Origin of the sequence: Tomitella fengzijianii, assembly GCF_007559025.1 — a bacterium.
Lineage (GTDB): Bacteria > Actinomycetota > Actinomycetes > Mycobacteriales > Mycobacteriaceae > Tomitella > Tomitella fengzijianii.
Genome location: NZ_CP041765.1, coordinates 520,418 through 541,993 on the forward strand (window position 1 = coordinate 520,418; position 21,576 = coordinate 541,993).

Annotated in this window: 16 protein-coding genes, 1 tRNA gene and 1 other RNA gene; 7 read left to right on the forward strand and 11 right to left on the reverse strand. The window is 69.5% G+C overall.

Translation table 11 applies throughout. The annotated features are described in order from the left end of the window. Window positions 1-2 precede the first annotated feature (2 nt). Window positions 3-761 carry a queuosine precursor transporter gene (locus FO059_RS02380; RefSeq protein ID WP_143906033.1) on the reverse strand — a complete coding sequence of 253 codons (759 nt, stop codon included), beginning with the start codon at window positions 759-761 and terminating at the stop codon, window positions 3-5. A 20-nt stretch (window positions 762-781) separates the two neighbouring features. Next, entirely contained in the window at window positions 782-1,762 is a 981-nt protein-coding gene (gene gluQRS, locus FO059_RS02385; RefSeq protein WP_143906035.1) for a tRNA glutamyl-Q(34) synthetase GluQRS, read from the reverse strand. Window positions 1,763-1,912: 150 nt separating this feature from the next. Here gluQRS and FO059_RS02390 point away from each other — a divergent pair, with 150 nt between their 5' ends. Then, the gene (locus FO059_RS02390) at window positions 1,913-2,689 is read left to right on the forward strand and encodes an MIP/aquaporin family protein (protein ID WP_143906037.1); all 777 of its coding nucleotides are present in this window, start codon (window positions 1,913-1,915) and stop codon (window positions 2,687-2,689) included. A gap of 82 nt (window positions 2,690-2,771) precedes the next feature. Here FO059_RS02390 and FO059_RS02395 read toward each other — a convergent pair whose 3' ends face one another. Together FO059_RS02395 and FO059_RS02400 are read right to left on the reverse strand one after the other, a co-directional pair. After that, window positions 2,772-4,340, reverse strand: coding sequence for a DUF4185 domain-containing protein (locus tag FO059_RS02395; RefSeq protein ID WP_235671111.1), 1,569 nt, complete (start codon window positions 4,338-4,340; stop codon window positions 2,772-2,774). A gap of 170 nt (window positions 4,341-4,510) precedes the next feature. Beyond that, window positions 4,511-4,595 (reverse strand) — tRNA-Ser (locus FO059_RS02400). Window positions 4,596-4,728: 133 nt separating this feature from the next. On the opposite strand from FO059_RS02400, the gene ffs reads away from it, so the two are divergent. Together ffs and FO059_RS02410 are read left to right on the forward strand one after the other, a co-directional pair. Continuing rightward, window positions 4,729-4,823: signal recognition particle sRNA small type (ffs, locus tag FO059_RS02405), an RNA gene on the forward strand. An 86-nt stretch (window positions 4,824-4,909) separates the two neighbouring features. Beyond that, window positions 4,910-6,196, forward strand: coding sequence for an aminotransferase class I/II-fold pyridoxal phosphate-dependent enzyme (locus FO059_RS02410; protein ID WP_143906046.1), 1,287 nt, complete (start codon window positions 4,910-4,912; stop codon window positions 6,194-6,196). A 27-nt stretch (window positions 6,197-6,223) separates the two neighbouring features. Here FO059_RS02410 and FO059_RS02415 read toward each other — a convergent pair whose 3' ends face one another. Beyond that, complete coding sequence (locus FO059_RS02415; protein ID WP_210416603.1) at window positions 6,224-6,472, reverse strand: hypothetical protein; 249 nt, start codon at window positions 6,470-6,472, stop codon at window positions 6,224-6,226. 206 nt (window positions 6,473-6,678) lie between these two features. On the opposite strand from FO059_RS02415, the gene FO059_RS02420 reads away from it, so the two are divergent. After that, window positions 6,679-7,908, forward strand: a complete 1,230-nt coding sequence (locus tag FO059_RS02420) for a L,D-transpeptidase (protein ID WP_143906048.1) — start codon at window positions 6,679-6,681, stop codon at window positions 7,906-7,908. A gap of 10 nt (window positions 7,909-7,918) precedes the next feature. Here FO059_RS02420 and FO059_RS02425 read toward each other — a convergent pair whose 3' ends face one another. Both FO059_RS02425 and FO059_RS02430 read right to left on the reverse strand, forming a co-directional pair. Beyond that, the gene (locus tag FO059_RS02425; RefSeq protein ID WP_143906049.1) at window positions 7,919-8,911 is read right to left on the reverse strand and encodes a formylglycine-generating enzyme family protein; all 993 of its coding nucleotides are present in this window, start codon (window positions 8,909-8,911) and stop codon (window positions 7,919-7,921) included. Further along, window positions 8,908-9,513 carry a TetR/AcrR family transcriptional regulator gene (locus tag FO059_RS02430; RefSeq protein ID WP_143906051.1) on the reverse strand — a complete coding sequence of 202 codons (606 nt, stop codon included), beginning with the start codon at window positions 9,511-9,513 and terminating at the stop codon, window positions 8,908-8,910. The genes FO059_RS02425 and FO059_RS02430 overlap by 4 nt, the downstream gene beginning before the upstream one ends. Before the next feature lie 115 nt (window positions 9,514-9,628). Between FO059_RS02430 and FO059_RS02435 the strand changes: the two genes are divergently transcribed. Both FO059_RS02435 and FO059_RS02440 read left to right on the forward strand, forming a co-directional pair. Beyond that, on the forward strand, window positions 9,629-11,983 hold the full coding sequence (locus FO059_RS02435; RefSeq protein ID WP_235671112.1) for an arylsulfatase: 2,355 nt from the start codon (window positions 9,629-9,631) through the stop codon (window positions 11,981-11,983). Between the two features lie 60 nt (window positions 11,984-12,043). Further along, the gene (locus FO059_RS02440) at window positions 12,044-12,832 is read left to right on the forward strand and encodes an SDR family NAD(P)-dependent oxidoreductase (RefSeq protein ID WP_143906056.1); all 789 of its coding nucleotides are present in this window, start codon (window positions 12,044-12,046) and stop codon (window positions 12,830-12,832) included. Window positions 12,833-12,913: 81 nt separating this feature from the next. Here the strand turns inward: FO059_RS02440 and FO059_RS02445 are convergent, their stop codons facing one another. From FO059_RS02445 to FO059_RS02455, 3 genes are all read right to left on the reverse strand, one after another. Beyond that, window positions 12,914-14,512 (reverse strand): ABC transporter substrate-binding protein, encoded by a 1,599-nt coding sequence (locus tag FO059_RS02445; RefSeq protein WP_143906058.1) that lies wholly within the window; start codon window positions 14,510-14,512, stop codon window positions 12,914-12,916. A 218-nt stretch (window positions 14,513-14,730) separates the two neighbouring features. Further along, the gene (locus FO059_RS02450; protein WP_143906061.1) at window positions 14,731-16,359 is read right to left on the reverse strand and encodes an ABC transporter substrate-binding protein; all 1,629 of its coding nucleotides are present in this window, start codon (window positions 16,357-16,359) and stop codon (window positions 14,731-14,733) included. Window positions 16,360-16,579: 220 nt separating this feature from the next. Continuing rightward, complete coding sequence (locus FO059_RS02455) at window positions 16,580-18,088, reverse strand: DEAD/DEAH box helicase (RefSeq protein ID WP_143906063.1); 1,509 nt, start codon at window positions 18,086-18,088, stop codon at window positions 16,580-16,582. A gap of 664 nt (window positions 18,089-18,752) precedes the next feature. Between FO059_RS02455 and FO059_RS02460 the strand changes: the two genes are divergently transcribed. Continuing rightward, window positions 18,753-18,956 carry a cold-shock protein gene (locus tag FO059_RS02460; RefSeq protein WP_143906065.1) on the forward strand — a complete coding sequence of 68 codons (204 nt, stop codon included), beginning with the start codon at window positions 18,753-18,755 and terminating at the stop codon, window positions 18,954-18,956. A gap of 163 nt (window positions 18,957-19,119) precedes the next feature. Here FO059_RS02460 and FO059_RS02465 read toward each other — a convergent pair whose 3' ends face one another. Next, window positions 19,120-21,516 carry an arylsulfatase gene (locus FO059_RS02465; protein WP_143906067.1) on the reverse strand — a complete coding sequence of 799 codons (2,397 nt, stop codon included), beginning with the start codon at window positions 21,514-21,516 and terminating at the stop codon, window positions 19,120-19,122. Window positions 21,517-21,576 lie beyond the last annotated feature (60 nt).

Genomic DNA, 21,576 nt, shown 5'->3' on the forward strand with positions numbered 1-21,576 from the left:
GGTCAGGCGGCGTCGCCGGGGTGGGCGCCGTAGCCGGGCTCGCGTGCCTTGAGCGCCGCGATCACGCGGTAGGTCACCGGCATGATCAGCACCTCGACGGCGGTCTTGTAGACGATTCCGAGCACGACGTACGTCGTCATGTCGCCGGCGCCGCTGAGTCCGATGGCGCCCGCCGCGATCAGGCAGAACACCAGCGTGTCCGCGAATTCGCCCACCACGGTGGAGCCGATCAGGCGTGCCCACAGGTGGCGCTCGCGCGTGACCGCCTTGATCCGGACCAGGACGTAGGAGTTCAGCGTCTGGCCCACCAGGTATCCGGCCAGGCTGGCGGCGAGGACCTGGAAGAACGCCTGCGTGACGGTGTCGAAGGCCTCCTGGTTCTCGTAGAAGTCCGCCGCGGGCAGGATCGACGTCACCCAGAAGGCGAGCGCGCCGAGGGCCGCCACGCCGAACCCCAGGAAGATGGCGCGCCGCGTGGCGCGGAACCCGTACACCTCGCTCAGCACGTCGCCCAGCACGTAGGCGAGGGGGAAGAGGAAGAATCCGCCGTCGGTGATGATCGACCAGTCGCCGATGATCGGGCCGAACTCGACGCCCTTGGTGGCGCAGAGGTTGGAGATCAGCAGCAGCGGCGCGAAGATCGCGATGATCGCCGGATAAAACGAGCGGCCCACCGCGGCGAAGGCCGCTCCGCCCGCGGCGCGGTCTGCGGGTGCGGCCTCGGCCGGCGTCGTCGGAGGGGTGCGGTCGGAGGATGTCACGTGACCAATTGAAACACCCGTCAGGCCGGGGGATACACCCACGGCTCGAGGGGGAGGGCGGCGGGGGAGAAGCGGTCGCGGAGCATCTCCACGGCCACCGGTTCGCCGGGCTCGGCCAGACGCAGTGAGACGGCGATCGTGGACAGCGCCCACGCGGCAGTGGCCTCGGGAGTGGCAGCGGTACCCGACGCGTCGGCGAGGTCCGCGAGAGTCACCGCGCCGTCGCGCTTGGCCAGCCGCTTGCCCTGCGGCCCCAGCGCCAACGGCACGTGTGCGTACTCCGGCACCGGAAGCCCCAGCAGGGTTGCGAGATACGCCTGCCGGGGTGCCGAACTGAGCAGATCGTCGCCCCGCACCACCTGGTCGATGCCTTGCGCGGCGTCGTCCACCACCACCGCGAGGTTGTAGGCGGGGGTGCCGTCGCCGCGGCGCAGCACCAGGTCGTCGACCATCCCCGTGTACTCGCCGTGCAGGACATCGGTCACGGTGAACCCCGCGGCTCCCGCGCGCAACCGCAGCGCGGGGTCGCTGCGCACCGCGCGGCGCTCCGTCCGTTCCGCCGCCGTCAGGTCGCGGCAGGTCCCCGGGTACGCGCCGTCCGGCGCGTGCGGCGCGGAGGGCGCCCGCAGGATCTCTTTGCGCGTGCAGAAGCACTCGTATACGAGCCCCGCGGCGTCAAGCCTGTCGATGGCCTCGTCGTATCCGGCGCGGCGCTGCGACTGGCGCGACACCGGCCCGTCCCAGTCGAGCCCCAGGGAGCGCAGGTCGGCGAGTTGGCGGTCCTCCGCGCCCGGGCGCACCCGGTCGAGGTCCTCCACGCGCAGGAGGAACCGACGGCCGGTGGTGCGGGCGAAAAGCCACGCGAGCAGTGCGGTGCGCAGGTTCCCCAGGTGCAGGTCTCCCGACGGGCTGGGGGCGAACCTGCCCGCCCCTTCGTCGTCGCGGTGCGGGCCGGAGGAGGGGGCCGGTGCGGGGCCGGCGGGCAGTGCGGGCTCGGTCATCGACACCGATTGTGCCCTGTGCGCAGCGGCGCGTCGCACGTGATCTACGCGACTATGACAATACGGTGGAGGTGCCGCGACGACCGTCGCCGGCCGCCGCGCCGCCGCCATCCGGCCCGGCGATCGTGTGCGGGTAGCAGGAGGCGTTGTATGGATCCGAGAAAGCTGTTGGCGGAGGCGCTGGGCACGGCGCTTCTGGTGTTCGTCGGTGTCGGAGTGGCGACGTTGTCGTTCGGCTTCGGGCTCACCGGCCAGTCCCCGGCCGCGGGGATCGTGGCGACTGCACTGGCATTCGGCCTGATCATGCTGATCATGGCGTACGCGATCGGTCCGATCTCGGGAGCCCACATCAACCCGGCGGTGACGCTCGGCTTCGTCGTGTCCGGGCGGATGCGGATCACCGAGGCGGTCGCGTACTGGGTGGCGCAGATCGCCGGCGGCATCATCGGCGCGGGCGTCCTCCGCGGGATCTTCGCGACCACGGACTTCTACAGCACCGACAAGGTGGGCCTGGGCACCAACGGGTGGGGCGAGGGCGTCTCGTTCATCGGTGTCGACTGGGTGGGCGCGTTCTTCATCGAGATCGTGCTGACGTTCATCTTCGTGTCGGTGGTCCTCGCCGTGACGACGAAGCTGGGCTCCACCGCGGCCTCCGGCGCGGCGATCGGCCTTGCGCTGGCGACGGTGCACCTGGTCGGGGTCGCGGTCACCGGAACCTCGGTGAACCCGGCCCGCAGCATCGGGCCGGCGATCTTCGTCGGCGGGGATGCGCTGAACCAGCTGTGGCTGTTCATCGTCGCCCCGCTGATCGGCGGCGCGCTCGCGGCCGTCGTCGTCTGGTTCCTGTATTCGGGCAAGTCGTCGGAGGTCGGCGAGGACCTGGTCGAGCCGGACGTGGTCGAGGGGCCCGCCGCCGGGCAGGCGTAGGCGGTTCGGCGGGTCGGGCGCCGGGGCGGGTTCGATGCCCCGGCGCCTTTCCATGCCCGCCGTTCAGAGGCTTCCGCCGGTGTCAGTCGCGCAGCCTGCTCAGGTCCGTGCGCAGGATCATCACGTTGTAGTCGGACCACGTGGTGCCGGTGAAGTACAGGGTGCTGTCGCCGGAATCGGACGATTCCGGGTGCATGAACGCGCCGTAGAACGCCGGCACCTGGACCGGGCTGATCAGCGTGGTGGTGTCGCTCCACGGCCCGGTGAGGCTGTCCGCCGTGCGCACGACGAGGCCCTTGATCGGGTGGGTGTACATGGCGATGTACTTGCCCAGGTAAGTGTTGTAGGCGACGGAGAGCTCGCTCACCTTGCCGTCGATCACCACTGCGGCCTGCTCGGGCGTCGCGGCCCAGCCCGAGCCGTCCCAGTAGGTGTAGGCGGCGGCGTTCTCGATGTCCTTCTGCTGCACGCGCGACAGCCGGGCCGAGCCGCTGCGGCCGGACGGCGTCCCGAAGAAGTACACGTAGCTGTCCGGGTCGCTCACGTCGGCGCCGTGCTCGCGGACGAAGGCGCCCATCTGGAAGTCCGCGTTGCCGCCGGCGTTCAGCCGCACGGATGAGAGCGCGGCCGTCGCCGTTCTGAACGCCTTGGCGCCGGTGCCGGGTGCGACGACGTTGCCGGCCATGTCCTGCACCGACCCGAAGGTGGGCGAGACCCAGTTCTCGCCGTTGTCGTCGGAGTACGCGACGGCCGAGTAGTTGGTGGTCCACTCGCCGGGCGCGCCCCAGCTCTTGACCGACATGAAGTTGATGTACTGGCGGAATCCGCCGGCGGAGCCGGCGTGCGGGACGGCGATGCCCGCGGTGGGGATCACGGTGTGTTCGACGCCGGGCACTTTGAGGCTCGGCAGGATCTCCTTGGCCTGGCCGGGGGAGGCCATCGCCGCGCCGTCGATGCTCATGCCGTCGGAAAGGTCGTCGTCGTCGCTGCGCAGCAGCACGTTGGAGCGCCACTGCCCGACGAGTCCGTTGCAGATCGGATCGTCGTTGGCGCCGGTGGTGTCGCCGAAGGCGAGCATCGTCTGCCCGTTGCCGTTGTCCCACATGATGCCCAGGTCGGTGCCGATCACGTTGAAACGCGGCACGGTCTCGTTGGTGCCCGACGGCCCGGTGATGTGCGCGATGGCGTCGGTGGTGCCGGAGACGTACGGCAGCATGCCGTCCTGGCCGTTGAGCCACGGGACCGGGTGCATCGGGCCGCCCGAGGATCCGACGCTGCCGCTGCCCGTCACGCCGGTGCTGCCCAGCGCACAACCGAGGGAGCCGCCGCCGAAGCTGTCGCTGAGCCCGGTACTGGCCAGGCTGGACAGGCTTCCGCCGCCCTCGAGCGGGGCCGTGAGGGCGCCGAGCGCGCTGCTGCCCGCGGTGCCGATGCTTCCGGCGCTGCCGAGGCTCTGCATGCCGTCCTCGCCGAGCGGCGTGCCGTCCAGGCTGGACTGATCGGTGACGCTTCCCATCGACCCGTTGTCCACGGGTGCCGCGCCGGCCGGGGCCGCAGCGAGCGTGGCGGCCGTTCCGGCGGCGACGGTTGCTGCGAACAGCGAGCGGGACAGGCGGCGCGAGGCGCGGCGTGTGAGCGGGTGGTCCGGCATGGCGGCCCTTCTTATCGGCGATACGGTGTGCGACGTCACTCTATGCGACTTCATGCACCGGAACTTCACGTGCCGGAACCGTCAGGATCGCACGCGCACCGCCGTTGCGGGCCCGGGAACGGAAAAACGCCCGCGGACCATGTGCACGGTCCGCGGGCGTTCCCCATCGGCGGAGGATAGGGGATTCGAACCCCTGAGGGCGTTAACCCAACCCGCGTTCCAGGCGAGCGCCATAGGCCACTAGGCGAATCCTCCGAGAGCAGCATAACCGGTGGGGTGCCGCCCACGCACATCACCCCTGGGGGTCGGCGATGCGGCACGTCTGCCTGCGGTTTCCGTGCGGACGGGGGTGCGGGTGGTCGCGCGTCCGGGGTGCCGTTAGACTGTCCACGGACCCCGCGCGGCGTCCATCCTGTGAACTCCCCCAGGGCCGGAAGGCAGCAAGGGTCAACGGGCTCTGGCGGGTGCGCGGGGTCCTTCACTTTGTATGCTTCTGCCCCCATAAGTCCGGGTGCTGACGGCACTCGCCTCGCGGTACGCATGTGTCGGGCCCCGGGAAAGGCTCCCCCATGTGGATCGATTCACTCGGTCGTGACGAACTCATCGTCGAGCATCAGCGTCAGAGCGCAAACTACACTGCACTGCTGGACGCCGCGCTCGCGCTGAATCTCACTCGGGGCAAGCCGTCGCCGGAGCAGCTCGACCTGGCCAACGGCCTGCTCTCGCTCCCGGGGGAGGATTACAGGGATCCGGAGGGGACGGACTGCCGCAACTACGGCGGCATCAAGGGCCTGCCGGCGCTGCGCGCGATATTCGGCGAGCTGCTGCACGTGCCGACGGACAACATCATCGCCGCGGGCAACGCGAGCCTCGAGATCATGCACGACCTCATCGTGTTCTCCCTGCTCAAGGGCACGCAGGATTCGCCGCGCCCGTGGTCGCAGGACCCGGGGGTGAAGTTCCTGTGCCCCAGCCCGGGATACGACAGGCATTTCGCCATCTGCGAGCAGTACGGGATCGAGATGATCCCGGTGCCGATGCGCGAGGACGGCCCCGACATGCACCGGGTCGCGGAGCTGGTCGCGTCGGATCCGTCGATCCGCGGCATGTGGGCCATCCCCAACTATTCCAATCCCACCGGCGCCGTCTACTCGGAGGACGTGGTGCGCGAGCTCGTGTCGATGCCCGCCGCCGCGCCGGACTTCCGGCTGTTCTGGGACAACGCCTACGCGGTCCACCCCCTGGTGGGCGAGCCGGCACCGGTGTGGGACGTGCTCGGCATGGCCGCGGAGGCCGGCAACCCCGACCGCCCCTACGTGTTCGCGTCCACCTCCAAGATCACGTTCGCCGGCGCGGGCGTCGGGTTCTTCGCGTCCTCCGCCGCCAACCTGGAGTGGTACCTGGGGCTGGTGGGCAAGAAGACCATCGGGCCGGACAAGGTCAACCAGTTGCGCCACCTGAAGTTCTTCGGCGACGCCGACGGCGTGCGCGCGCACATGGAACGGCACCGGGAGCTGTTGGCGCCCAAGTTCCGTGCGGTGATCGAGATCCTCGAGGACCGGCTGGGCGCCAACAAGGCGGCGTCCTGGACGACGCCGGACGGCGGATACTTCATCAGCGTGGACGTCGCGGGCGGCACCGCGAAGCGCGTGATCGACCTGGCTGCGGAGGCGGGGATCGCGCTGACCGCGGCCGGGTCCGCCTACCCCTACAAGGACGACCCGACGGACAGCAACATCCGTCTGGCGCCCAGCTATCCGTCGCTCGGAGAGCTGCGGACCGCGATGGACGGCGTCGCCACGTGCATCGTGCTCGCCGCCACCGAGAAGGCGCTGGCCCGGCACGACGAGGGCTGACGGACTGCCCGCGGCCGTTCTGAGGGGCTATCCGGCCAGCGGCTCGACGCGCAGGAGCATCGAGCGGGCTGAGAGGAAATCCGCGAGGGTCGTCCTGTGTTCGTCGCAGGCAGCCCAGATCTTCTCGCGGTCCGGCGTATGGATCCTGGGGTTGTTCCAGACGACGGCCCACAGCGCGGTCGCCCGGCAGCCGCGTGCGGAGCAGACCGGCGCGGGCTCCGGCCCGGCGGATCCTGCGGTTTCGGGGGCATCGGCGGAATCGGAAATGTGTGCCACGGGTTCCAGTCTGGACTTCCGGCGCCGCCGAATGTGAGTCACGACCGGTTCGGTTCGGGATCCCGGCCGGTGGAATTCCGGGCCGGTCGGTAACCTTGACCGGTAAGGCGATCACCCTGCGGAGGTCGCGGGCGGTGTGCGGGGACACCGCCACGCCTCCGGGGTTGATGCTGCGTGCGGAAGTGATGTGCGGGCGAGGAGTGAAGATGCGGGCGTCCCGACGGATGTTTTTCGGGCTCGTGTGCGCGCTGCTGGCGGTGGTGACACTGGCGGGGTGCACGATCGGCGGAGCGGGCGGTGGCGGCGCGGCCGGCACCACGGAGGCGCCGCCCCCGACCAGCGACGCGCGCATCACCGTCACCCCGGGACCGGACACCCCCGTCAACCCCCTCGACCCCGTCGAGGTGAAGGTGGACAAGGGCACGCTCACCGACGTCGTCATGTCCAACTCGGAGGGCGAGAAGGTCGACGGGGTGATGACCCCGGACAAGATCTCCTGGAAGACCACAGAGCCGCTCGGCTATGCGAAGAAGTACACGATCCACGCGACGGCGGTGGACGCGAAGGGCCTGTCCACCGACATCACCAAGTCCGTCTCCACGCTCACGCCCAGCAACAAGACCAAGCTCTATTTCGAGACGACGGGCGGCGGCGCGATGCAGGACGGCGCCACGTACGGCGTCGGGATGGTGATCGTCGCCCACTTCGACGAGCCGATCAAGGACAAGGCCGCCGCGCAGAAGACGCTGTCGGTGACGACCAGCCCGCATGTCGACGGCGCGTGGAACTGGGTCAGCGATTCCACCGCGCACTGGCGCCCGAAGGACTTCTACGCGCCCGGCACAAAGGTGACCGTGAACGCCAAGCTCTACGGCGTCGACGTGGGCGGGGGAATGTACGGCCAGGAGGACGAGTCGATCTCGTTCACCATCGGCGACGCGCACATCTCGGTGGCGGACGACAACACCAAGACGGTCACGGTCAAGAACAACGGCCAGGTGGTGCGCACCATGCCGACGTCGATGGGCATGGGCGGCACGCAGTCGATCGGCGGCCGGACCCTGTCGTTCTGGACTCAGCCGGGCACCTACACCGTGCTGGGCAAGGCGAACCCGGTCGTGATGGACTCGTCGACGTACGGACTGCCGATCAATTCGCGCCTGGGCTACAAAGAGTCGATCAACTGGGCCACCCGGATATCCAATGACGGGATCTACCTGCACGCGCTGGCGTCCACCATGTGGGCGCAGGGCAATACGGACACCAGCCACGGTTGCCTTAACCTCTCGCCCGGCAACGCGGAGTGGTTCTACAACTTCTCCCGCATAGGCGACGTGGTGAAGGTCATCAACACCGGCGGATCGCCGTTGCAGCTGTGGCAGAACGGCGACTGGTCGGTGCCGTGGGAAACCTGGGTGGGCGGCAGCGCGGTCTGATCGCGGGCGCTCACGCGTCGTTGGCGCAGCGGAATCCCAGGTTGGCGGAGGCCGAGTCCGGCGTGTTCGACGAGCGCGCCGCCACCCGATAACGGTTGCAGTACGAGTCGTGGCACAGGAACGATCCGCCGCGCATGACCCGTGCGCCGGTGGCCTCCGGCGGGCCCTGCGGATCCTGGTGCGGCGCGCGCGCGTAGTAGCCGGGGTCGAAGTGGTCGGCGCACCATTCCCACACGTTGCCTGCGGTGCCCCAGAGCCCGTACCCGTTGGGGCGATAGGACTTGACCGGTGCGGTGGTCAGGTGCCCGTCGTCGAGCGTGTTGACGTCGGGGAAGCGGCCCTGCCAGATGTTGCAGCGCCACTCGCCCCGCGGCGTCAGCTCGTCGCCCCAGGCGTATCGCCGCCCGCTCAGCCCGCCGCGTGCGGCGTACTCCCACTCGGCCTCGGTGGGCAGCCGTTTGCCGGCCCACGCCGCGTAGGCGGTCGCATCGTTCCAGGACACGTGCACCACCGGATGGTTCGAGCGCTCGCCGATGGTCGACCGGGGGCCCTCCGGGTGCCGCCAGTCGGCGCCGCGCACGGCCACCCACCAGTACGTGGTGTCGAGCCTGTGCAGGATGTCCTCCGGCCCGGCGGCCACGGCGAGGTGGAACACGGGGGACACGCCGAAGCGCTCGGACTCGGTGGTGTAGCCCGTTTCGCGGACGAACCGGGCGAACGCCCTGTTGGTGACGGCCGTCTCGTCGATGTGGAACGGCGCCAGTCGCACGGGGTGCACCGGCGTCTCGCCGTCGTTCGGGTAGCCCTCGTCGAAATGGTCGCCCATCGTGAACTCCCCGCCGGGCAGCAGCGCCTGGCCCTTGGTGCTGCGCGGGTTCCGGGGAACCGCGACGGGCGGACTGGAGACCGGGGCTGCGCCGGCCGGGGCGCTCGCGGCGCAGCACGGGCTGACCGGTCCGGCTGGGTCGGAGGGGCCGGAAGGTTCGGTGGGCGGTCGGTTCATCGCGTCGCCTTCGGGGTCGGTGCGGTCAGTTCGGCGAGCAGATCGGCGATGCGGTGCTCGAACTCGGCGCGGCGGTCCTCGCCCACGTCGAAGGCGGAGAGCATTTCGCGGCTGAACACCGACCAGCCGTAGATGACGGTGAGGGCGGTCATCAGCCGGGCGTCCAGGTCCGGGTCGGGATGCGGCTCGCCGGGGGCGGCGGTACCCGGGGCACGACGGACCTCGGCGATGGTGCGGTCCGGCGCGAACGCCAGCGGAGATGCGCCGTCGGGCCCGCTCTCGAGGGCCATCCACGCGATCATCCGCACGAAGTCGGTCTGCGTGGTGGAATCGAGGAACATCGACCGCATCGTGCCGGCGGCGTTGTCTGCGACGTGCTGTTTGCTGGACTGCAGTGTGTGCTCGATGACCTGGCTGACCAGCTGGTCTTTGCGGCCGAAGTGCCGGTGGATGAGCCCGGGGTTCACACCGGCGGTATCGGCGATGTCGCGCAGCGAGGCCCGGGATCCCTCGCGGGCGAAGTGGTGACGCGCCGCGCGGAGGATCGACCGGCGTACGGCGTCGCGACCGGTCGGGCGTTCCGGGTCCTGTCTCGATTGCACGAGTCTGACTGTAGTCGGTCGGCTACAGTGGTGGGCGTCACGGCTGTAGTCGGATGACTACAGTGCCGTGTTCCGCATGTTTCGACACCCACCCACGACACGAAAGCGAGTCGCCGTGGTCAACCGGCATTCCATTCCCATCGAGGCCCCCGAGTCGACGACGCACGCCGCCGTCGACTACCGCAGCCAGAACCCGCCGTTCCGGCGCCCCGACCCGATCCGCCCGCCGGAGGGCGCGCCCAACGTGCTGCTCGTGATGATCGACGACGTGGGCTTCGGCTCCGCGTCGGCCTTCGGTGGCCCCTGCCGGACCCCCACTGCGGAGCGGCTCGCCGATGACGGACTCACTTACACCCGATTCCACACCACCGCGCTGTGTTCGCCGACCCGCGCGGCGACGCTCACGGGACGCAACCACCACAGCGTCGGCTTCGGCGTCATCGCGGAGATGGCCGGCCAGGCGCCCGGCTACAACGGCACGCGTCCCGCGTCGGCCGCCACCGTGGCGCGGGTGCTGCAGGGGAACGGCTACGCCACGGGTGCATTCGGCAAGATGCACCAGACGCCGCCGTGGGAGATCTCGCCCGCCGGGCCGTTCGACCGTTGGCCGCTGCGCGAGGGGTTCGAGAAGTTCTACGGGTTCCTCGGTGCGGAGTCCGACCAGTTCGAGCCGGTGCTCTACGACGGCTTCCGCACGGTGGACCTGCCGGCGACGCCGGAGGAGGGGTACCACCTGTCCGAAGACCTCGTGGACCGCGCAATCGAATGGGTCGACTCGGTGGAGACGATGGACCCCGACAAGCCGTGGATGTGCTACCTGCCGTTCGGCGCGTGCCATGCTCCGCTGCAGGTGCCGGACGAATACCTCGACAAGTACCGCGGCGAGTTCGACCACGGCTGGGACCGCCAGCGCGAGATCACCCTGGAACGCCAGAAGGCGCTCGGCGTCGTCGCCGAGGACACCGAGCTTGCCCCGTGGGCGCCGGGCCTTCCGCACTGGGACGAGCTGGACGAGGACCAGCGGACCGTCGCGGCGCGGTTCATGGAGATCTACGCCGCCTTCCTCGAGCACACCGACGACCAGGTGGGCCGGATGGTCGACGCGCTCCGTGAGCGCGGCGACCTCGACAACACGCTGATCATCTACATGATCGGCGACAACGGGGCGTCCGCCGAAGGTGGCATGGAGGGCGCGTTCAACTACCTGGCCAACCTCAACGGGTACAGCTCCGGCACTGCGGAGGCGTTGGAGCGGATCGACGAGATCGGCCGCCCGTCGAGCTACTCGCACTTCCCGTCGTCCTGGGCGATGGCGCTGGACACCCCGTACCAGTGGGCCAAGCAGGTGGCCTCCCACTACGGCGGCACCCGCAACGGGCTGATCGTCCACTGGCCGAAGGGCATCACGGAGCCGGGACTGCGGCACCAGTGGCACCACTGCGTCGACATCACCCCGACCATCCTCGAGGCCGCGGGCGTCCCGGTGCCGCAGAGCGTGGACGGGGTGCGGCAGAAGCCGATGGAAGGCACCGCGATGAACTACTCGTTCAACGCGCCCGAGGCCGAGGACCGGCACGTCACCCAGTACTTCGAGATCTTCGGCAACCGCGGCATCTACGACCACGGGTGGACGGCGGTGACGGCGCACCGTGCGCCGTGGCTGATGGCCACGCCGGTGCACGATCTGCCCGCTCTGGACAAGGACCGCTGGGAGTTGTACGACACCACCACAGACTGGTCGCAGGCGCGGGACCTGTCGGCGGAGTACCCCGACAAGCTCGCCGAGCTGCAGAGCAAGTTCCTCGTGGAGGCCGCCCGCCACCAGGTGTTGCCGCTCGACGACCGCACCGTGGGACGCTACCCGGACCCGGCCACCGGCCCGCCGCATCCGATGCGCGGCCGCACCGGGATCACCCTGTACCCGCACATGGACGGCCTGGTGGAGAAGGCGGCGCCGAACTTCTTCAACCGTTCGTTCACGCTCACCGCCGCCCTGGCGCCGAGCTTCGCGGGCGGGGCCGGTGCGGAGGGGCTGCTGGCGAGCATCGGCGGCCGATTCGCGGGGTTCGCCTTCTACGTGCTCGAGGGCCGTCCCGTGTTCTGCTACAACTTCGTCGGCCGCAACCTGACCTACGTCCGGGGCGGCGAGGCGCTGCCGGCGGGCGCGGAGACGGTCACCGCCGACTTCGTCTACGACGGGTCCGGTTTCGGCAAGGGCGGAGAGCTGACGCTGTCCGTGGACGGCGTGGCCGTCGCGTCGGGCCGCATCGAGAAGACCGTGCGCGCCATGTTCAGCATGAACGAGCAGTTCGACGTGGGCCGCAACCGCGGCAGCGCGGTGAGCCCGGAATACGCGGGTCGCGGCGCGTTCGCGTTCGGCCCGGCGCTGAAGCATGTGCACGTGGAGTTGCCGCAGGCACGCGACATCCCACCGAGCGAGAAGGCCCGGATTGCGATGGCCACCCACTGATCGGATGGTCGCGACGGTTCAGGACGGATCCAGTCCGGACAGGGAACAGGGAGGTCACTGATGGGAACACTCGACGGGCGCGCGGCCATCGTCACCGGCGGGGCGATGGGCATCGGCCGGGGGATCGCGCACTCCTTCGCCCAGGAGGGCGCCTCCGTGCTGGTCGCGGACATCGACGAGGGCCGGGCGCAGTCCACCGTCGACGAGATCGCCGCTCAGTGGGGGACACCGGCGCACGCGCTGCGCACCGACGTCACCAGCAAAGATGATGTGCACGCAATGGTGGATACGGCTGTGGAGCGGTTCGGCCGCCTCGACATCCTGGTCAACAACGCCTGGAAGCCCAGCGGGTACGCGCGGCTCGAGAACATCACCGACGAGCAGATGCGCGGCGGGTTCGAGATGGCGCCGATGGCCGCGTTCTGGTCGATGCAGCGGGCGCTGCCGGAGCTCGCGCGCGGTGGCGTGGGGCGCGTGATCAACATCTGTTCACTGAACGGGGTCAACGCGCACATGTACTCGGTGCACTACAACGCGGCCAAGGAGGCGCTGCGCACGATCACCCGCACGGCGGCGCGCGAGTGGGCACCGAGGCAGGTGTGCTGCAACGTCATCTGTCCGGGGGCCAAGAGCGACGCGTTCGCGCGCGTGGCGGAGGCCAACCCGCAGATGGCGGCGAGCATGGATTCGGCGAACCCGATGGGGCGGATCGGCGACCCGGTCGACGATATCGGCCCCGTGGCGGTGTTCCTCGCCGGCGACGGCGCCCGCTATGTCACCGGCAACACGATCCACGCCGACGGCGGCGGGCACATCAACGGCGTCCAGTGGGCGCCCGACGTGGACTGACGTCCCGGAACTGCGCGAAGGGCGGGTGCTCCATGAGGAGCACCCGCCCTTCGCGATTCCGGGACTGCGGTCAGACCAGGGTCACTTCTTGATCCAGGTGTTGCCCAGCAGCATGATGCCGTCGTTGCTCGGCGTGGCGCCGTAGACGTCGGGGTTCCAGGCGACGAAGTTCGCGCCCCAGCCCAGGCTCAGGTACGGCACGTCGTCGTGGATCTTCTGCTCGATGGCCTTCAGCGCGGCCTTCTCGGCTTCGTCCGTGGTGGCGTGCTGCGCGGTGTCGAGCAGCTTGTCCATCTCGGGGCTGTCGTAGCCGAGGATGTTGTTCGACGAGTTGCTGCGCAGCGCAGCGTCCAGGCGCATGAACGGCACCGCGTCCGAGATGCTGTACGAGCCGTAGGTCAGGTCGAAGTCGTGGTCGACGTAGAGGCGCTTGACCATGTCGGTGATCGTGGCGGTGTACTGCACGTCCACGTTGAAGCCCACCGCGTTGAGCATCGCCTGGGTGGAGGTGGCGATGGCCTGCGAGACGGGGTTGTTGACCGTGACGTAGCTGATGTTGCCGTCGAACCCGTTCGCCTTGGCGGCGTCGACGAGCTCCTTGGCCTGCGCGGTGTTCTGCTCGAACGCGGGGACGTCGTTGTGCCACTTGGACCACTCGGCGAAGATCTTGGTGGTCGGGTGGGCGTCGCCGCTGAAGGCCCGCTGGTTGATCACCTCGGGGTCCATGGCCAGGGCGATCGCCTTGCGGATGTTCGGGTCCGCACCCGCGTGACCCTCACGGTTGTTGATCTGCAGCACGTCGGCCACGTTCAGCGGCTCGTAGAACCCGGGGTACTTGTCCTTGGCGTTGGCGACCCACTCGGCGGAGCGCAGGAAGGTCATCTGGACGCCGCCGGAGTCCATCGCCTGGATGCGGGGCTGGCCGCCGGCGATGTTGACGAACTTGAGCGTGTCGAGGTAGGGCTTGCCGTCCCAGTAGTCCGCGCGCGGGGCGAGCTCGAGCGACTCGGCGGGTGCGAAGTCGGCGACGGTGTAGGGGCCGGCGCCGATGGGCTTGAAGTCGTTCGGGTCCGCATAGGCGGCCGGGGCGAGGATCATGCCGTAGCCGAAGGTGAGCACCGCGGGGAACTCCGACCACGGCGCGTTGAGGGTGACCGTGACGGTCTGCGGGTCGGTGGCCTCGATGCTCTTGACGCCGGCCTTGAACTGCTGGCTGTTGGCGCCGCGGTTCTCGGTGAAGCGGTTCATGCTGTCGACGACGGCCTGGGCGTCCAGGGGCGTGCCGTCGGAGAAGGTGACGCCGTCGCGCAGGCCGATGGTCCACGTGAGGTGGTCGTCGCTTTCGGTGAGCGACTCGGCGAGCTGGGGAACGTACTCCTGCTTGGTCGCGTCGAAGCGCACGAGAAGGCCGTAGATGTTGGCCATCTCGGTGCCGCCGGTCGAGCCGGCGGGCTGAGTCTTGGTGGGGTCGAGGCTCGACGGCATCGAATAGCCGGCGAAACTCAGGGTGCCGCCGCTGACGGGCTCACCGGCCTCCGGCTGGTCGCCGACGATGCCGGCCTGCGTGACCTCCGCCGCGCCGCCATCACCGGAACCGCTGGAACCGGATCCGCCGCCGCTACTGGCGCAGCCTGCCAGCAGCGCGGTGCTCGCGAGCATCGCCGCTGCGGCCACTCCCATCTTTTTGCCCCGTAACCTGCGTGTCATGGGTTCCTCCCGATCGCCTGTGACATCGACGGACGTGTCAACCGTCTCCGGTGTCACAGTCTGTGACGGGGTGCACAGCGATATGGCCCGGATCCCACTCTCCGGGAATTATCGGTCCGTGATGCGCAATGGCGTGGCGATCGGGCTTTCCGATCGCCACGCCATTGCGATGCCCGGCAGTCAGTGCAAGGTCACTTCTTGATCCAGGTGTTGCCCAGCAGCATGATGCCGTCGTTGCTCGGCATCGCGCCGTAGACGTCCGGGTTCCAGGCGACGAAGTTCGCGCCCCAGCCCAGACTCACGAACGGCGCATCGTCGTGGATCTTCTGCTCGATCGCCTTCAGCGCCGCCTTCTCGGCGTCGTCGGTGGTGGCCTGCTGCGCGGTGCTGAGCAGCTTGTCCATCTCGGGGCTGTCGTAGCCGAGGATGTTGTTCGACGAGTTGCTGCGTAGCGCGGAGTCCAGACGCATGAACGGCACCGCGTCCGAGATGCTGTAGGACGAGTAGGTGATCCCGAAGTCGTGGTCGACGTAGAGGCGCTTGACCATGTCGGTGATCGTGGCGGTGTACTGCACGTCCACGTTGAAGCCCACCGCGTTGAGCATCGCCTGGGAGGAGGTGGCGATGGCCTGTGAGACCGGGCTGTTGACGCTCACGTAGGTGAGGTTGCCGTCGAACCCGTCCGCCTTGGCGGCGTCGACGAGCTGCTTGGCCTGCGCGGTGTCCTGCGTGTATGCGGGGACGTCGTTGTGCCACTTGGACCACTCGGCGAAGATCTTGGTCGTCGGGTGGCCGTCGCCGCCGAAGGCCCGCTGGTTGATGACCGCGGGATCGATGGCCAGGGCGATCGCCTTGCGGATGTTCGGGTCCGCTCCGGGGTGGCCCTCGCGGTTGTTGATCTGCAGCACATCGTTGACGTTGAGGGGCTCGTAGAAGCCGGGGTACTTGGCCTGCGCGGCTTTCACCCATTCCGGTGACCGCAGGAAGGTCATCTGGACGCCGCCGGAGTCCATTGCCTGGATGCGGGGCTGGCCTCCGGCGATGTTGACGAACTTGAGGCTGTCCAGATACGGCTTGCCGTCCCAGTAGTCCGCGCGCGGGGCGAGCTCGAGCGCCTCGGCGGGCGCGAAGTCGGCGACGGTGTACGGGCCGGCGCCGATGGGCTTGAAGTCGTTCGGGTCCGCGTAGGCGGCCGGCGCGAGGATCATGCCGTAGCCGAAGGTCAGCACCGCAGGGAACTCCGACCACGGCGCGTTGAGGGTGACCGTGACGGTCTGCGGGTCGGTGGCCTCGATGGTCTTCACCGCGGCCTGGACCTGCTGGCTGTTGGCGCCGCGGTTCTTGGTGAAGCGGTTCATGCTGTCGACGACGGCCTGGGCGTCCAGGGGCGTGCCGTCGGAGAAGGTGACGCCGTCGCGCAGGGCGATGGTCCACGTGAGGTGGTCGTCGCTTTCGGTGAGCGACTCGGCGAGCTGGGGAACGTACTCCTGCTTGTCGGCGTCGTAGCGCACCAGAGTGTCGTAGATGTTGGCCATCTCGGTGCCGCCGGTCGAGCCGGCGGGCTGGGTCTTGGTGGGGTCGAGGCTGGACGGCATCGAGAACCCGGCGAAACTCAGGGTGCCGCCGCTGACGGGCTCACCGGCCTCCGGCTGGTCGCCGATGATGCCGGCCTTGGTGACGTCACCGGACCCGCCGCCGGAACCGGTGCTGTCGCCGCCGGATCCGGAGTCGCCGCTACTGGAGCAGCCGGCGAGCAGTGCGGCGCTGGCGAACAGCGCGACTGCGACGGTGCCGACCCTTCTCCGCCTTGAATATGCCATCGACTTCCCTTCGGTTGATCCGCAGCGGACATGCGTCGACCCCGACCTGCAGGCCCCTGCGGCATTGAATTCGATGGAGTGATTTATAGCACAGACGAACCACATTGCGGAATGGATCTCTCATGGGGGAAGACGAAAGAGGGGGCGTACGAGTGTGACTCGTACGCCCCCTCTTTCAGGATCGTTCCGGGCTCGGTCCGGAGCTGCGGATCCTTGCTGGTCAGCCCTGTGGGCGACCGGATGCGCGGGTGGCGCGGCGGCGGCCCTGCGTCTGACGGGACTGACTCTGCGACTGACCGGACTGGCCCTGCGACTGCCGCGGCCGGCCCGGGGCCTGGCGCTGCTGTCCTTGCCGGGACTGGCCCTGACGGGCCGGGGCGTGCTCGCCGCCGCGCCCGGCGCCGGACCGTCCGCCGCGCCTGCGGCCTCCGGGGAGGCTGCCGCCGGTCCGTCCCGCCGGTGCCGACCGCGGAGCGTTCTGCGGCACGGCCGGGGCCGGTTCGCGGTGCGGGGCAAGGTCGCCGACGAGTGCGATGACGGCGGCCGACGACGCGCTCGCCGGCTGCGGCTTCGCCGTGATGCGGGCCTTGCGGAGCAGTTGCGCGACATCCCGGCGCTGTTCGGGGAGGACGACGGTCACGACGTCCCCACTGTGGCCCGCGCGTGCGGTGCGGCCCGAGCGGTGCAGGTATGCCTTGTGCTCCGCCGGCGGATCGACATGGACCACCAGCTCGACCTCGTCCACGTGCACTCCGCGCGCGGCGATGTCGGTGGCGACCAGGACACGCACGTCGCCGGATGTGAACGCGGCGAGGTTGCGGTCGCGGGCGTTCTGGGAGAGGTTGCCGTGCAGGTCGACTGCCGGAACACCGGAGGCGGTGAGCTGCTTGGCCAGCTTCTTGGCCTGGTGCTTGGTGCGCAGGAACAGGATCCGGCGTCCGGTGCCGGATGCGAGGTACCGCACCAGCTCCTTCTTGGCGTCGACGCCGGCCACCTCGTACACGTGGTGGGTCATCGCGACGACCGGCGATTCCGCGGAGTCCACCGAGTGGTGCACGGGGTTGTGCATGAACCGCTTGACCAGCTTGTCCACGCCGTTGTCGAGGGTCGCGGAGAACAGCAGGCGCTGCCCGGACCGGTCGGTGGCGGAGAGGATCCGCGTCACCCCGGGGAGGAATCCGAGGTCGGCCATGTGGTCGGCCTCGTCGAGGACGCTGATCTCCACGGAGCCCAGGTCGACGTGGCCCTGCCGCATCAGGTCCTCGAGGCGTCCGGGGCAGGCGACCACGATGTCGACGCCGGAGCGCAGCGCATCGACCTGGCGTCCCTGCTTGACCCCGCCGAAGATCGTCGTGACGCGCAGGCCGGCGGCGGATGCCAGCGGCTGCAGCGTGTCGGTGATCTGGGTGGCCAGCTCGCGGGTGGGCGCCAGGATGAGTCCGCGGGGCCGCCCGGGGCGCGTGCGGTTGCCGCTGAGCGCCAGCCGAGCTGCCATGGGAATGGAGAATGCGAGTGTTTTGCCGCTGCCGGTCTTGCCGCGCCCCAACACGTCCCGGCCGTCGAGGGTGTCGGGGAGCGTGTCCGTCTGGATGGGGAACGGGCTCGTGATCCCGGCGGTGGTGAGGGTCTCGACCAGGGGTGCCGGAACGCCGAGGGCGGCGAACGACGGTGAATCAGTCCGGCCTCCGGCGTGTCGGTCGTCGACGTCGGGAGCTGTGGTGACGGTCATGGATGGGGCCTGCCTTTCACTGGCATAGGGGCGCACGGCAGACGGATGCGCCCCGCCGTGGGGGCGGGCCTCGTTGCACCGTGCCGCGTGCGCTGGGGCGAGATCGCCTGTGGGCGAAATCGATCGCCGCGAGAACCGCTGGTGCTTGAACGAGCACTGTCGATCAGGATCCGGCGGCATCGCAGCGGCCGGTCCTTGTGGGGCCGGATGAGGGCTGACGATCGCCGGAGTGAAAGAGCATTCCACGACGTTGCCGGCGGGACTGCGCCTCTGCAGGCGCCCGTGTCCTCGCCGGGCAGGCCCAGTGTAGCGGTCGTCGGTCGGGCGAGGCCGCATGCGCACCGGGCGGTCCGCCCGGTCGCGTGGGCGGTGAAAGTGCAGCTCAGTCCGGGTTTCGGGCCGGGCGGACCGGGCGTGAGGGGGATCGGGCCGTGGTGAAGATCACGGGCGTGCGCGGATTGGTGTCACGCAATCGTGTCGTAACCGCGGAGGATGTGGTTAACTTGGAGACGGTCGCCGTGTTTGTGTATGTGTTTCCACGCTCGCACATTTTTCAAGGGCGTGATGGATTTCCTCTTGTGGAGCCGTCAACATCGCCGTGTGACACCGGCCCTGGGGTTCGATGGACGAGCCTCAGACGTGGACACTGTAAGAGGAGTAAGGCATGGCAGAAGGCACTGTGAAGTGGTTCAACGCTGAAAAGGGCTTTGGTTTCATCGCCCCCGACGACGGCACCGCCGACGTGTTCGTCCACTACTCGGAAATCCAGACCAGCGGTTTCCGCAGCCTGGACGAGAACCAGCGTGTGAGCTTCGAGGTGGGTCAGGGCCAGAAGGGCCCGCAGGCCACCGGCGTCACCCCGCTCTGAGGGCAGGTGCCAGCAGGACCCACGGCCGCGTGAGCGGTCGCCGGGAGAACGAGAACGAGCTTCCGTTCCACCCTTGAGGTGAACGAGTTCGGAGCGAAGGCCCCCACTCCGTCAACGGAGTGGGGGCCTTCGTGATGGCGGGGGCTGCTGCGCCCGCCCGCGATCACTGCGTCGCCGCGCCCATCCGCCGGATCGCGTCGAGCATGACCGCCGGCGCGTCGGGCGCATGGTCGCCCGGGCGGTAGGTGATCCGCTGCCACGGCCCGGAGTACGGGAACATGCCGCGGCGGCGGTAGAGCTCCCAGGAGACGGGGGAGCGGTGCATCGTCCCCGTGCTGAGGCCGCTGAACGGCACCAGCCACGACAGCTGCAGCATCTCGACCCCCTCTCGGACGACGGCGTCGTCGACGGCGAGGGACGCGACCCAGCGGTGCTTGCCCGGCGCGGTCACCCGCAGGCCGATGCGCTGCGCGCCGGCCGGTACCGGAACGGGTTCCGCGGTGATGGTCCGGCCCCACGCGTTCTGCTCCAGGTGCAGCAGGCCGTCCTCGATGTAGAGGACGTACCCGGCCTCCTGGCCGCCGTGCGCGACGAACACCCCCTCGTCGCCCGGGCGGTAGCCGCCGTCGCCCAGGTCGACGTCGACCGTGAACGAGCGGCCGTCGATCAGCTGCGAGGCCCGGAACCGTTCCAGCGGAGGGGTCTCCGGGAGCAGCACCGTCTCGCACGCCAGGCGTTCCTCGGCCGGGTCGCGCTGAAGGAAGTGCAGTGGGCTGCCGTTGGACATGGGGTAGACCATGTTGGCGGCGGCGGCGCCCTCCCAGCGGGACACGAGATCGGCGACGGTGTCGGGGCGGTCCGCTGCGACGTCGTCGAGCTGGATCGGGTCGCGCTCCACCTCGTAGAGCGCCCACGTGTCTTCGGCGAACGGCGTCAGCTTCGTGCGCTGGGCCACCACCTCGTAGTCCCCCGCGTAGTAGGCGCGTTCGCCGAGGCACTCGTAGTACTGGTCGCCGTGCGCGCCCGGCGCGTCCGCGCTGCGCAGGGCCGGCACCATCGACGTGCCGTCGAGCGGGCGTGCCGCGGCGCCGCCCCTGGTGTTGGGCACCTGCACACCGGCGAGTTCGGCGAGAGTCGGCAACAGGTCGGTCACGTGCGCGTACTGGCGCCGCACCGCCCCGCGTCCGGAGTTCTCCCCGCCCAGCTCGCCGAGGCCCGCAGGCCAGGACATGACGAACGAGACCTGGTGCCCCCCGCGGTAGGTGCTGAACTTGTGCCGACGGAAGGGGGTGTTGGCCACAGTGGCCCAGGCGGTGGAGTACTGCGGCCAGGTGGTCGGGCCGCCGAGGGCATCGAGCAGGCCGATCTCCTCGGCGATCCGCTCGTCGGTGCTGGGGACGCGGGAGCGATTGAGATTGGAGAGGTGGTTCATGATCCCGACGTCGCCGCCCCCGCCGCCGGAAGCGCCGTTGTCGGAGAGGAACACGAAGATGGTGTTCTCCAGGCGGCCGAGCCTGCGCTGGATGTCGCGGATGCGGCCCACCGACTCGTCGATGCTGACGATCATCGCGGCGTAGTTCTCCATGTGCCGGGCCGCGAGCCGCTTGCCGTCCTCGGGCAGCGAGTCCCAGGCGGGCACGTCGGGGCCGGTCTCGTCGTCGAGGGGCGCGGTGCCCACCTCAGCGGGGGCGATCCCGAGCTCGTCCTGGCGTTGCCGCCGCTGCGCCCGGGTCTGTTCCCACCCGCCGTCGTACTGTCCGCGGAAGCGTTCGGCGGCACCGGTCTTGATGTGCATCGGCGTGTGCACGGCGGCGTGCGCGAAGTACATCATCAGCGGCTTGCCCGGGTCGGAGGCGTGCGACTCGGCGATCATTCCCACCGCACGGTCGGTCAGGTCGTCCGTCAGGTAGTACCCCTCCGGGTACTCGGTGACGTGGACGGGGCTGTTGCCCTCGAACAGCTGCGCGGGGGCGTGCAGGTTGGCCTGGGCCTCGAGGAACCCGTAGTACTGGTCGAAGCCGCGCTGCAGCGGCCAGGAGTTCCGGTCGCCTGCCGCGTGCATGTCCTGTTCGCGGCACAGGTGCCACTTGCCGATCGCCATCGTCGCGTACCCGGCGCCGCGGAACGTCTCGGCGATGGTCGGCTGGTGGGCGGGAAGCTCGGCAGCGTAGCCGGGGAAACCGTCGTCGACATTCGCCACCGCGCCCATGCCGACGGAATGCGAGTTGCATCCGGTGAGCAGCGACGCGCGGGTGGGCGAGCACGTGGGGGTGACATGGAAGTCCGTCATCCGTGCTCCCTCCGCTGCCACCGCGTCGAGGTGCGGCGTGGGGATCTCCGAGCCGAACGGGCCGATGTCCGAATAGCCCATGTCGTCGACGAGCATGACGATGACGTCGGGGGCGTCGGCCGCGGGGCGGGGCTTGCGCGGCCAGGACGGGGTGGCGGTGGGGAGGCTTTCGGTGACCGTGCCCGTGAAACCGGGCGGGGTGGGGATGCCGGATTCTCCTGAATTCCCCGTGGCACTCGAAGGGCCCGGACGGCCGATGTTGTCAGTCATCTTCGTGACGATAGTCACCGGCGATCCGGGCCCGAGTGCGGCGTACTGACCAGCGGGATG

Coding starts and splice junctions, on each gene's coding strand:
- FO059_RS02440 (WP_143906056.1), top strand. CDS start 12,044: ATGGGAACACTCGACGGGCGCGCGGCCATCGTCACCGGCGGGGCGATG.
- FO059_RS02425 (WP_143906049.1), bottom strand. CDS start 8,911: ATGAACCGACCGCCCACCGAACCTTCCGGCCCCTCCGACCCAGCCGGA.
- FO059_RS02445 (WP_143906058.1), bottom strand. CDS start 14,512: ATGGGAGTGGCCGCAGCGGCGATGCTCGCGAGCACCGCGCTGCTGGCA.
- FO059_RS02455 (WP_143906063.1), bottom strand. CDS start 18,088: ATGACCGTCACCACAGCTCCCGACGTCGACGACCGACACGCCGGAGGC.
- FO059_RS02420 (WP_143906048.1), top strand. CDS start 6,679: ATGCGGGCGTCCCGACGGATGTTTTTCGGGCTCGTGTGCGCGCTGCTG.
- gluQRS (WP_143906035.1), bottom strand. CDS start 1,762: ATGACCGAGCCCGCACTGCCCGCCGGCCCCGCACCGGCCCCCTCCTCC.
- FO059_RS02410 (WP_143906046.1), top strand. CDS start 4,910: ATGTGGATCGATTCACTCGGTCGTGACGAACTCATCGTCGAGCATCAG.
- FO059_RS02450 (WP_143906061.1), bottom strand. CDS start 16,359: ATGGCATATTCAAGGCGGAGAAGGGTCGGCACCGTCGCAGTCGCGCTG.
- FO059_RS02395 (WP_235671111.1), bottom strand. CDS start 4,340: ATGCCGGACCACCCGCTCACACGCCGCGCCTCGCGCCGCCTGTCCCGC.
- FO059_RS02390 (WP_143906037.1), top strand. CDS start 1,913: ATGGATCCGAGAAAGCTGTTGGCGGAGGCGCTGGGCACGGCGCTTCTG.
- FO059_RS02460 (WP_143906065.1), top strand. CDS start 18,753: ATGGCAGAAGGCACTGTGAAGTGGTTCAACGCTGAAAAGGGCTTTGGT.
- FO059_RS02465 (WP_143906067.1), bottom strand. CDS start 21,516: ATGACTGACAACATCGGCCGTCCGGGCCCTTCGAGTGCCACGGGGAAT.